This is a genomic window from Anaerocolumna chitinilytica, assembly GCF_014218355.1.
Lineage (GTDB): Bacteria > Bacillota > Clostridia > Lachnospirales > Lachnospiraceae > Anaerocolumna > Anaerocolumna chitinilytica.
Window position 1 is genome coordinate 2,506,481 of sequence record NZ_AP023368.1, and the last position, 12,475, is coordinate 2,518,955.

12 protein-coding genes are annotated in these 12,475 nt (G+C 42.6%); 7 read left to right on the forward strand and 5 right to left on the reverse strand.

Going from position 1 to position 12,475, the window contains the following annotated elements; all coding sequences use genetic code 11:
• Positions 1–14 precede the first annotated feature (14 nt).
• The 5 genes from bsdcttw_RS10925 to bsdcttw_RS25225 all read left to right on the forward strand — a co-directional run bounded on the left by bsdcttw_RS10925 (position 15) and on the right by bsdcttw_RS25225 (position 4,318).
• Positions 15–1,304: a hypothetical protein gene (locus tag bsdcttw_RS10925; RefSeq protein ID WP_185259393.1), complete on the forward strand. Its 1,290-nt coding sequence runs from the start codon at positions 15–17 to the stop codon at positions 1,302–1,304.
• 15 nt (positions 1,305–1,319) lie between these two features.
• On the forward strand, positions 1,320–1,928 hold the full coding sequence (locus bsdcttw_RS10930) for a hypothetical protein (RefSeq protein ID WP_185259394.1): 609 nt from the start codon (positions 1,320–1,322) through the stop codon (positions 1,926–1,928).
• Positions 1,929–2,042: 114 nt separating this feature from the next.
• Positions 2,043–3,503 carry an SMI1/KNR4 family protein gene (locus bsdcttw_RS10935; protein WP_185259395.1) on the forward strand — a complete coding sequence of 487 codons (1,461 nt, stop codon included), beginning with the start codon at positions 2,043–2,045 and terminating at the stop codon, positions 3,501–3,503.
• Between the two features lie 47 nt (positions 3,504–3,550).
• Positions 3,551–4,192 carry a TMEM175 family protein gene (locus bsdcttw_RS10940; protein ID WP_185259396.1) on the forward strand — a complete coding sequence of 214 codons (642 nt, stop codon included), beginning with the start codon at positions 3,551–3,553 and terminating at the stop codon, positions 4,190–4,192.
• Positions 4,193–4,318, forward strand: coding sequence for a hypothetical protein (locus tag bsdcttw_RS25225; RefSeq protein WP_269140620.1), 126 nt, complete (start codon positions 4,193–4,195; stop codon positions 4,316–4,318). It abuts the gene before it with no gap.
• Here bsdcttw_RS25225 and bsdcttw_RS10945 read toward each other — a convergent pair.
• Genes bsdcttw_RS10945 through bsdcttw_RS10955 form a run of 3 tightly spaced genes read right to left on the reverse strand, consistent with a single transcriptional unit; the run spans position 4,281 to position 6,549 of the window.
• Complete coding sequence (locus bsdcttw_RS10945; RefSeq protein WP_185259397.1) at positions 4,281–5,591, reverse strand: sensor histidine kinase; 1,311 nt, start codon at positions 5,589–5,591, stop codon at positions 4,281–4,283. The two genes, bsdcttw_RS25225 and bsdcttw_RS10945, sit on opposite strands and share 38 nt — an antisense overlap.
• Positions 5,588–6,271 carry a response regulator transcription factor gene (locus bsdcttw_RS10950; RefSeq protein ID WP_185259398.1) on the reverse strand — a complete coding sequence of 228 codons (684 nt, stop codon included), beginning with the start codon at positions 6,269–6,271 and terminating at the stop codon, positions 5,588–5,590. Before bsdcttw_RS10950 ends, bsdcttw_RS10945 begins: the two co-directional genes overlap by 4 nt.
• Positions 6,272–6,276: 5 nt before the next feature.
• The gene (locus bsdcttw_RS10955; protein ID WP_185259399.1) at positions 6,277–6,549 is read right to left on the reverse strand and encodes a hypothetical protein; all 273 of its coding nucleotides are present in this window, start codon (positions 6,547–6,549) and stop codon (positions 6,277–6,279) included.
• A gap of 46 nt (positions 6,550–6,595) precedes the next feature.
• Here bsdcttw_RS10955 and bsdcttw_RS10960 point away from each other — a divergent pair, with 46 nt between their 5' ends.
• Positions 6,596–7,003, forward strand: coding sequence for a hypothetical protein (locus bsdcttw_RS10960; RefSeq protein WP_185259400.1), 408 nt, complete (start codon positions 6,596–6,598; stop codon positions 7,001–7,003).
• Positions 7,004–7,098: 95 nt separating this feature from the next.
• Here bsdcttw_RS10960 and bsdcttw_RS10965 read toward each other — a convergent pair whose 3' ends face one another.
• Complete coding sequence (locus bsdcttw_RS10965) at positions 7,099–10,065, reverse strand: ABC transporter permease (RefSeq protein WP_185259401.1); 2,967 nt, start codon at positions 10,063–10,065, stop codon at positions 7,099–7,101.
• Positions 10,065–10,769, reverse strand: coding sequence for an ABC transporter ATP-binding protein (locus bsdcttw_RS10970; RefSeq protein ID WP_185259402.1), 705 nt, complete (start codon positions 10,767–10,769; stop codon positions 10,065–10,067). The genes bsdcttw_RS10965 and bsdcttw_RS10970 overlap by 1 nt, the downstream gene beginning before the upstream one ends.
• 491 nt (positions 10,770–11,260) lie before the next feature.
• Here bsdcttw_RS10970 and bsdcttw_RS10975 point away from each other — a divergent pair, with 491 nt between their 5' ends.
• A complete protein-coding gene (locus bsdcttw_RS10975; protein WP_185259403.1) occupies positions 11,261–12,430 on the forward strand; it encodes a hypothetical protein in 1,170 nt (389 codons plus the stop codon).
• Positions 12,431–12,475: the final 45 nt, after the last annotated feature.

Consider the following 12,475-nt stretch of genomic DNA (forward strand, 5'->3'; position numbering starts at 1 on the left):
GAGGAATTTAACCAATGAAAGAAGCAATAGAATTTATACAGGATTTTATTCGTAAGGAGTATGCAGCTTATCAAGCCTGCTATCTGGAACGGGAAAGAAAAGTTTTTAAGGAGGCTCAGAGGGCGGTGGGCCTAATGTATGCAGGTGACTTAAGAACCCAGGTACAACGAGGGATTGAACCGGAGGAAGAATGGTTTACAGAAGGGGAGAAAAAGATTCAAGAAATCAAGGAAAGGCTGTTGTTTCAAATAAGGGAATATGAACATCAGGAATATGGCTCCCTATGGGGCTGTTATGTCAGTGACCCTCATGGATGGACATCTATCCGGGATGGAATAGAATCACCACCCTATTGGTCTGATTCCTATTCCTGTATTTTATACGTAGCGTACATAACAAGTCCGGTAACCAGTGAGAAAAATCTTTACATTATTGCAGAATACAATTTTACCAGTAAAAAATATATCTATGGAAGTCTGCTGCTGGAGCCTTTGGGTAATACGGTGGCAATCCTTCAATTCCAGCCCCCGAAGGACGAGGAGAGCAGGGTAGAATATGAAAAAGACAGCAGGCTGGCAGTGCAGCTATCAGCTTCTGTCAAGAAGCTGCAGGAATCGAAAAAAGGACCGGAAGAAGTAGAAAAAAAACCGGAAAAAGTAGCGGAAAGCCACACTCCGTCTGCACAGTTATCTTTCAAAGCCTCCAGTCCCGGGCAGGAGGAATTTATCCGTATCTTTGGTGCTTTGGAAGAAAAGATTCTATGGGAGGCAGAGGACTATAGAATCTGTTTGAAGCTCCTTGGCGGACGTTTTTATACCCATGGCTTTTTCCCTGATGGAAGTGATCCATATCGGGCTAATCTCCCTTGGGAGGATATCATAGCAGCGACGAAGTTTTTGAATGAGGTCACAGACATCTTAAAAGAAGGCGGCTGCACCTCTCTGGGCTCTGCAGGGGATCGAAGATATTATCCTTTTCTCTGCAGGGATGAGAAGCTGGCTTATCTCCCCAGCTTTGTTAACAAGATCAGTACGAATCTGCCCGGTACGGATTTTAAATCCTATATGCGGACAGAACGCAGCTGTATCTTCTGGGGAAAGGGAGAAGAAGCCATGTTAAAGGAATACCTGGATGCCAAAACCATTAAGGCTTTCAAACAGGCCGGAAAAATGTTGAAGGAGAAGTTAAAGGGCAGGGGGGAGCTGGACATTGTACAAGCGCCTTATTCCATTGAATATCCGCTCATTCTGGGCGGAACCTTTGCCACAGGCCTTTTTGCGGGAGTATTTACTACGAGAATTTAACTAGGAGGAAAACTAATGAGAGAAGCAATAGAATTTATACAGGAATTTATCCGTAAGGAGTATGCAGCTTATCAAGCTTGCTATCTGGAACGGGAGGAAGAAGTTTTTGAGGAAGCACAAGAGGCGGTTGATCGTATGTATGCGGGGAGTTTAAGAACCCGTGTACAACGAGGGATTGAACCCGGAGAAGAATGGTTTGCACAAGGGGAGAGACAGCTTCGAACAATCAAGGAAAGACTGCTGTTTCAGATAAAGGAGTATGAACATCCGGAACATGGCTCTCTTTGGGGCTGCTATGTCAGTGACCCACAGGGTTGGATTGTTACCAGCAAGGATGGAATCGAAGCACCGCCCTACTGGCCTGATTCGATGGACTGCATTTTATATATTGCACATAGGATGAGCAGGGTAACAGGTGAGAAAAAGCTTCGTATTATTGCGGAATACAATTGTACAAGTAAAAAATATCTGTATGGAAGTCTGATATTGGAGCCCCTGGGGAATCCGGTGGCAATCCTCCAATTCCAAACCCCGAAGGACGAGGAGAGCAAAGAAGAATATGAAGAGGATAACAAAAGGGGGCAGAGCAGCTGGCAACCTTCCATAAGAATCAGCCGGAACTAGAAATGGAAAAGCAATAGTTCATCTCCGGAAACTTTCAAAGCTTCCAGTTCCGGGCAGGAGAAATTTAACGTGTCTTTGATACCTCGGAAAAAGAGATGACGAAAGGAGCAGCAGATGGCAGAGTATCAAAAGGTCTCTGATTACAATACGCTACTAAAAGAAGCAGCCAAAGATATAGTACAGTTTTCAGAGAATAAAATCAACGCAATCAGGGGTGTACAAAGAATGCTTGTTTGCCAGGATAACAAGATATACCCTTGGCAAAAGCGAGTGGGCAATCATCGCGGCGAAATGAAATTCCATTTGACAAATTATACGGTATATTTGGGAGTGAACCAAACTCATGAATCCATGTTTATTGATATAGAAGACACACCCGGCAACTGGATCAATGAATATCACATATGTGGAATCAGGCCCATACGGATGATGAAGGAACCTGAGAAGGTTTATTCTGTTTGGAAATATGACTGGGATTCAGGCAATTTTATTGAAGGAAGTGAATACTTAGCGGAGATATATTTTAGTACCGATGATGTGGAAGAAGTAGGGGAGGAACAGTTTTTTAGAGAGGTCAGGCAGCTGCGGGCAGAGAAAGGGCTATTAGAACTATGGAATAGCAGAGAGGAAACCTTACCTTCGCCGAGAATCATGGAAGCAGTGAACCGAATTGCACAGATTGACTGGAAGAAAACCTACTCGAAAAAATTCTCTCAGATAAAACTATTTCATGAGTTTGGGGTAAGAATAAGCCATTATATGAAAGAGTATAATGGGCATAAGCCGGAAGAGCTGATTGCAATGCTGGAGGGAAGAACAGGAGGTTCCAATGCTCTTTTGGGGTATACCCATAGGGTGTTATCCGCAATAACCAATCCATCCAACCAAATGGTTTGCCGCTGGTATCTGGAGTGGATTGTATTCTGTGAACTGGAAAATCGGGAAGAAAAACTTTCTGAAAATCCATTTGAACCTCTTATCTATCTATTTGAAAGGGGAGCTAATTTTGAGCAGCAGGATGCTTTGCTGCTGCATTTTTATGAGAGGCGGATGCTTCATATTGATATCCCCATACATTGGAAGCAGCAATCTGTACGGTCACTTAATTATGACCTGTTAGAACAATGGGATAACAACCCGAACCAAATCACAATGGAAGGGTCAGAACTAGAATATACGGATATAAAACATGCAGAGGAGAGAATAGGGCGAAGTATCCCAACTGATTACGTTGAATTTCTGATGCTATATAATGGTGGACATCCTGAACGCTGTGATTTTTATAATCCCTACAGAGATCGCTTTGACAGTGTAGAATTATTTTATGGAATGAAGGATGATGGTATGTGTGATTTGATTTGGGTATGCAGAGAATACCGTTCCCGTATACCAAAAGAGCTTTTGCCCATTGCTAACGTAGGTGGATGTCAGATTTGCATTTGTACTGTGGGAGAGAATTCAGGAAAGATATTTTTATGGGATAGTGAGGAGGAAGTACCGGAGGAGGAGCCCGGCTATGAGAACATATATTTTCTTGCAGCTTCCCTGATAACTTTTCTGGATGAGTTAAAATAGTGAGTTCATTGAAATTATTATTTATTCTTTACGAGGAGATTGTAAAAATGGAAATAAAACACGATATATTTCCTTCTGAACGAATCATTGCCTATAGTGATGCCATCTTTGCGATTGCATTAACTCTGCTGATGTTGGAGATTAAGATTCCAGAGAGCGGGCCTACAGAGAAAAATGATTTGTTTCGCTCATTACTGCTAAACTGGCCGTCTTATATCAGCTTTTTAATCAGCTTTTTAATTATTTCTGTTATCTGGTTTAATCATCATACAATGTTTCATTACATTCGGTACGTGAACCATCCATTGATGCTGATTAATACCTTATTAATGCTTAATGTTGTTGTAATTCCCTTCTGTGCTGCATTATTGGGAAGATATGCGGCAGAGGGTAATCGAAATTCAATGATTGCTTCACTTGTTTATGGAAGCTGGATTACACTGGGTGGGATACCCTTTAACTGGCTATGGGGGTACGCCTTAAAGCATGATAATTTGTTGGCAGAGGGCATTATGAAAAAGGAGTTGTTCAATATAAAGCGCCATTTCATACGCGGTCCATTCTTGTATCTGCAGTGTACCCTGCTTGCACTTATAAATTCCTGGGCAAGCATCTGTGGTTTTACAGTACTGATTATTTTATATTTTTTGCCAGCTTCTCTATGGGCTAAAAAAGGATGCATTACATAGATGAAGGTGTGGGGAACCGGTTGTGATATAGGCCACCTTGTGGCAGAGGAAAAGTCCATGGAACTTGCAGCAGAAATCGCTGTCCTGCTTAAATCCGTGAAGGTATTGGCAGAAGAGGAAGGGTAAACCGGATCAACAGCCCGCCCTCAGGTAGATTTTCAGCTGAAATTGAGCCACCATTCCCTTCTACAATCTGTTTGCAGATGGAAAGCCCTAGGCCGGAGATTCGCCGGCTTTGATCAGAGGTGTAGAACGGCTCGAAGATATATGGCAGATCGGTTTCGGAGATACCGTTTCCGTTATCCGACATGGTAATGAAAAGCTTATCAGCCGAACTTATAAAACTTACCTGAATCTGCAAGCCTGTCACTCTGGCATGACGGATACTATTTCCGATGATATTGGCAAAAACCCTTCGCAGCTTTAATAGGTCGGTATATATTTCCGTATTGTCACTGCATTGATTCCAAAGTGTAAACACGATTCCCTGCTCTTCAAGGCGGAGCCGGTATTCGTCCTCCAACATGGTGCAAATATAGGAAACTTTATATTTTTGCAGCTGTTCTTTCCGGGGAGCCGACAGGCTCAGGTAATCGTCAAATTCCTCGACGATGGCCTCTATATCCCGTGCCTGCATATAGATAGTTTGGGTATATTGCTGTTGTTTTTGCGGGCTAAGTTCTTTTTTTAGAAGCCTTTCACTGTACCCGAGTACTGAGGTTAACGGTGTCTTGATATCATGAGAAATAGAGGATATAATACGGTTTTGTACCTGTTTTTCTGCTTCAAGGGATCTTGATAACGCTGCAAAGCTCGTTTGCAGTTTGCCGATTTCATCCTTGCGGTCTGTTTCCTGCAATACCTGCTTTTTATCTTTATACAAGTGCATAGCTCCATTCAGCTTCAATAGAGAAGATACATACCGGAAGTGAATGATTACACCTAACAACAAAAAAATAACAAGGAGGACGGCGAATTCAAAATAAAGCAGTTCCTGAAATACACCGTGTGTCCTAAAATTAAACAGTTCTACCTGCTTTTTTACCAGGAGCACGTAGGAATGGCCGGACAGAGTAAGTAAACTCGTCTGTGTGAAGCCGATGGATTCAGCTTTGCCCATATTCCAGTTAGTTTCTTCTCCCGTTTGCGTGTCGGTCAATACAAAGGCAAGCTTTTTGGGGTTCTTATAGAGGGACAGATATTCTGACGCAAGGTCTAAGCTCTCCCCATCAATCGCAGCAGCAATTTCCTGGGCTACTTCCGATACAGTCTGCTGCATTTTCACTTGATAGGTATCCACTCGTACTGAGAGATAAAATACAAAATAACATAGCAATATAACAATATTCAGAAGTAATGCTGCCAGCATGATTAGCGGTATCTTCAATTTAATACTCATGGAAACACCCCCGGGCGTACCAGTTTATATCCGACACCCCACACTGTCTTAATCATGCGGTTGTCCGGATCAATCTTATCCCTTAAGTTTTTAATAGTGACAGTCACACTGCCGATATCTGAATAGTCCATTCCCCAGATAGCATCAAAAAGCTGTTCTTTGGTCAATACCTTACCGGAATGTTCCGCCAGGTAGACAAGAAGCTGAAATTCCCTGGTGGTAAGCTGAAAAGGTACACCACCCTTTACTACCTCAAAGCTGTCCGGGTGAATCTGCAGGTCTCCGATGGAAATGGTATGCTCCCCGGAAGCTGCATGCCGCTGTTCTCTGCGCAGATGTGCCTTTACTTTTGCAACCAACTCCTCCACTACAAAGGGCTTGGTGATATAGTCATCTGCTCCGATCTCCAGACCCAGTACAGTGTCAAGGGTGCGTCCTTTGGCTGTAACAAAAAGAATGGGGCAGGAAACCTTATCACGTATTTTTCGGCAGACTTCTAGACCATCCATTCCGGGCATCATAATGTCCAGTAGAATCAGATCAAAATCAGTGGATTGGGCGGTCAGAAGGGCTGCATTACCGTCCGGAACTGTAATAGTCGTATAACCCTCATCTTGCAGACTGTCCGCAATCAGAGTCGAGATGCCCGCATCATCATCGGCAATTAGTATGTGAGCCATTTGCTTCACCCCACTTTCTTAAGAAATTGTTCCAATAGTTTATTATAGTCATTCAGCTCGGACAGAATACTGTTTAGAGAACTTTCAATTGCATCTATATCTTTGCTTTTCTTTGCTTCTTTCATTCTAGCATTTAGTGAGTTTAAATTCAATTGAACCGTTTTAAATTCTTCATTATATCCCGACAAATTCATAGAAGCTGTGGGATGGGCTAGAAGAGTCAGACATTCGTCGGTATTTTGGGAGGCTGTCTCGGCCTCGCCTTTCACTTCATCCATCAATTCTCCTAAACCAACCAGTGCGATCATACCGTTTCCGGAGGCTTTGATATATTTAGCGAGTAGCTGGTTATTTTCAATAAGTGTTTCAGAGCACTTTTTAGCCTCAGATAATACATCAGAGGGAATGGGAGTTGGGGTGCGGGGTGCTTTGGTTGGTTTTGAAGGTAAAGGAGGTGTAGTTAATGGGGTGGTGTGTCCTGTGGTTGGGGCAGCGGAAGTGGAGGTATCCGGAGCTATGGTCTGGTCAACCGGGGTTGTGGTTGGAGCAGGGGGTGTAGCCTTGTCAGAGGAAGGTTTGGAGGGAATTGAGGAACCAGAGGAACCAGAAGGTGAGGCAGCTGAGGGTGTGGCCTGGGCGGAGGAAGTTACGGAGGGAGTAGCTAGAGCAGAGTCTGAGACAACTGGTGTTGTGGTCAGAGCAGCAGTAGGGATGGTGAAAGTTTCTTTCTGACCGGTTTTGTTGGTCAGAAAGAAAACAAGGCATATAAAGATTAAAAATATAATAGTTGTAAAAGCCAATATGATTTTTTGCATCATTTTATTCTCCTATTCTACACTTTTCAGTGCTTCCACCAGTACGATTTTTTTAACCTTAGGCTGCAGCAGTAGGTTAGTAACCAAAGCAAACACAGCGGTGAGCAGCAGGGTGGCGGCAGCCATTTTAAGGTCAAAGCTGTTGGGAATACTCAAATTACTTTGGGAAATCACCTGTGTCAGGTAGACAAACAGGTAATAGCCTGAAGGGAGTCCGAAGAGGCTTCCAAAGAGGGTTAGAACCATATTTTCCCGGAGAATCAGCCTGTTTACTTCTCTTTTGTAATATCCTAGTACCATCAGAGTGGCATATTCCCTTGTCCGCTCAAAAATATTGATGGAGGTGATATTATAAATGACTGTCATGCCAAGCATTGCTGCAGATACAAGAAGAATAAGTATCGTGGCGTTCAAGGTTTTGAGCATCTCCTGGCTTCGTGAGATGAAATCCTCTCTGGTACCGGCGCTTTTTACAGCTTCAAGATTTGACAGGGATTCTGCGGCCGCTACAGCACTTTCACCCTGAGGAAGAGTGAGAAGCAGGGTATGGGCGGAAGCATCCATACCGACGCCAGCAGCACTTTCAAAAGACATATAAAGTGTTTTGGAAGTATACTGTGTGCAAAATCCGGTGATTGTTACCGTGTAGTTTTCATCCGCCACTGCAAGCTGAAGGGAATCTCCCACGGAAAGTCCATATTCCGTAGCCAACGAATCCGGCAGAATAACGCTGGAAGCATTAAATTGAATTAGATTTCCGTCCTTTCCGGAGGGATGTATCATAGTTGAGGAGCTTTCGACCAGCTGTAGAGTGATATCCACATCTTCTGAAAATTTGAGGGTAGCTTTTTTTGTCTCACTAAGTTCACTTCGCTCCACGGGTAAATCAAATTGTAAATTGTTTTTGTCAGTAATAGGCTCCTTGTAATTGACGGATAGATCATAGCCAATGCTGTCCGTTGCAGTCCGAATAACTTGTGAAGCGGAATTTTGCAGGGAAAGCCCGGTAAAAATCAGCATGAAGCTTCCGATGACACCGATAGAGCTAAGTACAATCCGACCTTTATTCAAAAAGATATTACGAAGAATTAGTTTACCGGAATAACCAAGTTTTTGCCATAGTACAGGGATGCGTTCCAGCAAAATAGTCTTTGTACCCTTCGGCGGCCTGGGACGCATGGCTTGTGCAGGGATTTCCCGAAGAACTTTCTGCACTGCAATTAATGCTGCACAACCACTGAATAATAGAGCTAAAAGTAAAGGAATGGCAAAGTACATAAGGTAAACGGGAACCACCGGAGAGGGCAGAGCAAAGCGGCTCATAAACACCCGGATTAAAAGCTTTGGAATCAGGAAGTTTCCAAGCAGGGCAAAGGGTATGGCTCCGCAAAGGGAAGCAAGGGCCGCATAGGTTAGAAAATAAAAACGGACGCGCATCTTTGAGATTCCAAGAGCCTGCATGACTGCAATTTGTGTCCTTTGGTTTTCTACAGTCTTAGACAAGGAAATAAAAGCAACAATTGCGGCTACCAGAAAGAAAATCATCGGAAAGATATAGGAAACCGAACGTATGGGGTCAAGTGAGCTGTTTACATTAACAAAGCTTGGTTGATTCTCCCGTTTGACATAAGTCTGATAGCTCTCTAGTTTTTTTGCCGCAGATAGAACGGTATCCGGCTGGCTGGTTCTGAATAGTATTTCCTGATAACTTTCAGCGGTTTTTATAAGCTCCTCTTTGGCTTCCTCCTTTTGAGAAAGAAATTCCTTTTCGTTTTCGTCCAGCTCCTTCCAGCTCTTATCCAGCTCACTACGGGTCTCGGAGAGCTTTGTGGAACTTTCCTCTTTCGTTAGGTTTAGCTTTGAAATGCTATCCTCATACTGGGCATATCCTGAATTCAGTTGTGACTGCTTTTGAGAAAGCTGGTCTTGTACTTTTGCATTCTGGAGGTTCAATATATTTTGTTTGGAATCCAGTTCGTCCTGCTTATCCTTAAGCTCCTGATACTGCTTCGCAAAGGCTTTATCCTTCATTTTCTGCTGGTCTTCCGGCAACGTATCCCGTAGCTTTTCGTATTGTGCATAGCTCTGGTCGGTTTGAGCTTTTGCTGCTTCCAGCTGTTGTTGGTATCCGTCAAGCTCTGATTGTGCCTTCTTAGCCTTCTCATCAGAAAGTTTCTTCTGGTAGTTTAAGTCCGACTGTCCTTTATCCAGTGTTTCCTTGGTTGAAAGGAGCTTATTCTCAGCGTCAGCCACAGAGTGTTCGGATTCTGCTTTTTTAGTGTTATATTGCTGCTCTGCGTCGTTTAATTTGATACGAGCATCCTCCAGTTGAGCCTGTGCTTCGTCTAACTTATCTTGAGTCTGCTTATTGACCTCCTGATAGGAATCAGAAGCCTTAATCTGAGTAATCAGAGTGTCCTTTAAAGCATAACCGATGCCAAAACTGCGGTTTGCATTGACGGAGGCACCGCTATCCTTTTGTTTATAGGCATATTCCGGGTCCATAAACAAGCCGGTAATCGTAAGTGTGATATTGTTTACCTGCAATACACTTCCGACGGTAAGATTGTTTGCCTGTGCGAATTTATAATCTAAAATAATCTCCCCCTCTTTTTGGGGTAATGCTCCCGCTGTCAGAAGAGGACTGTTGATATTTGTCAGACTATGGAGACGGAGTGTAGCATCTGAGCCATTTACAGAGAACTGTTCACTCAGAGTATAACGAGGCTCAGCCTCCTCAGTACCGGTGTCCTCTATCAGCTTTTGTGCGTCTTCCGTATTGATGCCCTTAAAATATATCCAAAGATCCGCCAACTTCTGCTTCTCATAATATTGCTTGGTTGAATTGTCCATAGCTGTAATTGCTGAAAACATACCGGACATCAGCATAGCTCCGATAGCAATAATCATTGTAATGGACAAGAATTGGCCAAAATTAATGCGGATCTCCCGTATCATACGTTTATTTAGTTTTCCCATTACCATTCCAGCTCCTTTACATCCATTCTGTGAGGGTTGATCTCTATACTTTCAATTTGCCCGCTTTTCACCCGGATTACTTTATCAGCAATGGGAGAAAGCAAAGAGTTGTGAGTAATAAGCACTATTGTCTTATGATAAGTCATATTCACCTCTGCCAGAAGAGAAAGCACCTTTTTACCCGTCTGATAATCCAAAGCACCTGTGGGTTCATCGCAAAGGAGCAACAGCGGATTCTTGGCGACAGCGCGTGCAATTGCCACACGCTGCTGCTCACCACCGGACAATTGAGGGGGGAAGTTCTGGGCACGTTCCGCCAATCCCACACGAGCCAGGACTTCACGGGGATCAAGATGATTCTTGCAAACTTCTGCTGCAAACTCTACGTTTTCAAAAGCATTCAGGTTAGAGATAAGATTATAAAATTGAAAGACAAAACCGACTTTATCACGCCGGTATCTGGTAAGTTGATTGTCGTTATACAGACGGATATTTTCACCGCCTACCATCACGTTTCCGCTGGTGGCGCTGTCCATTCCTCCCAGAATATTTAAGAGAGTTGTTTTACCTGCACCTGAAGCTCCCAGAATAATAACAAACTCACCTTCGTCAATGGTAAAGCTTACATCCTTTAAAGCGTCGATGGTAATTTCACCGATAATATACTGCTTCCCTACATTTTTCATAGAAATAATCTGATTCATTTTTACACCCATTGCAAATCACAGGCTAGCCTGCGATACTGCCACAAATAAAAGGAGTGAAAGAATCTGTTTGTGGCATCCTTTCAAATAATATTTTCTTTCACTCTTTACCTCCTGCATATCACAAGCTTGCTTGTGATATTGTCTTAAAAAGTAGTTTGAAAGGTACTTTCAAACTTACCTTCTGTTTCTTGTTATGAGAATAGTATGAAGGAAAAAAATTAATAGGTCAGTGGGAAAAAATTATGAAAAATTATGAGCCCATATTTTACCAGAATACAAGTCTATTCAAAGATTGTAATCAGAGATTATTGAACAAAACTTTAAGATGTCGTTCTTTTACAATACAGTAATAGAGCTTTCATATATACTGGCAGAAACAGATTACTTTGAGTAACTGTTGAGATTCAAAAGAAAGGGGAGTGTGTGAATTATTGAAAAGTATAATTCATACAAAATCAAAGATTGAATATTCACGAAAGGAGATTATGATGGTAAAAAAATTAACGAAAAAGCTCACTGGAGGAAAAGGAGTACTTCTTCTTGTACTGATAACAGCAATGTTCCTGGTGAGCCAAGGGATTGTGAAAGCACAAACTGCTCAAATAGTGGATAAGACGACAGGTCAGACAGTGACAGAGATGAAGATTCATACTTTGACCGCTGGTGATAAGGCGGATGTGGCAAAGGGGGAGAAATATGAGTTGAATTTATCTTCCGATGCCAAGGAGTTGGTTGTTCCGTTGAAAGCGGAGGATGCTGGTGTATTTCAGGTGCTTTTTAAAGATGAAACAGAGAACATTGATGTTGAGTTTTATAGTGATGCCGCTTGCACCACACCACTTGATTATAATGAGTACAATGCCTATGGAATAATACCGAAAGCAGGAACCTACTATGTGAAATTCGTGAATTCTTATGGCGATTATGGTGCAGAGGATGTGGTAAACTTAAAGGCAGATTTTAGCTGCCAGCTCTATCCCGGTGCTGCAGAATTAAAGGCAGGTAAATGGCAGGCTGCCGGGGTGACGGATTATACAAAGCCCGTTTATTTTAAAGTGTCCGTGAAGAAAGCAGTTCTGCTGTCGGTGGATTTTCAGGCTGAAAATACCAATTCGTATATTACCCTTTGTAACAGCAGTAAAAAAGCACTTACAGAGGATATGACGGTTTCCGGTATAGAAGGTAAAAAAGCAATTGTAGTTAAGGCCGGAACATATTACCTGAAGGTAACCACCAATGCCTGGTGGGTACGGTTAAAGACGTCAGTTCAGAGTGTTTCGGACAGCAGTGGAAGTTCTAAGAGCAAAGCAACTGCTTTAAGTCTGGGGGCAGCCAAAGGCGGAGTTTTCTATCTTGACGATAAAACCAGTAAAAATGAATGGTTCAAATTCACCTTAACGAAACCTACAAAAGTAGATTTAGTGGTTAGCGGCAATGTTTCTGCCGGTTATATCAACTATGAACTTACCAGTTCCGCAATCGGCGGTAAGCTGACCGGATATTTAAGTGATGTGGGAGGTTCAGATAGGAAACAGCTGGTTTATTATGAAGATAAGAAATTGAAGGAATCACTGCCGGCCGGTACGTATTACATACGCCTATATAAGAATTCTGCAAAGTCTTGCGGGAATTATTATGTAAAAGCTGTTAAACGGTAAGTAAAATAATAAACTGACATAAGCCATAACATATTATTTTTCAAA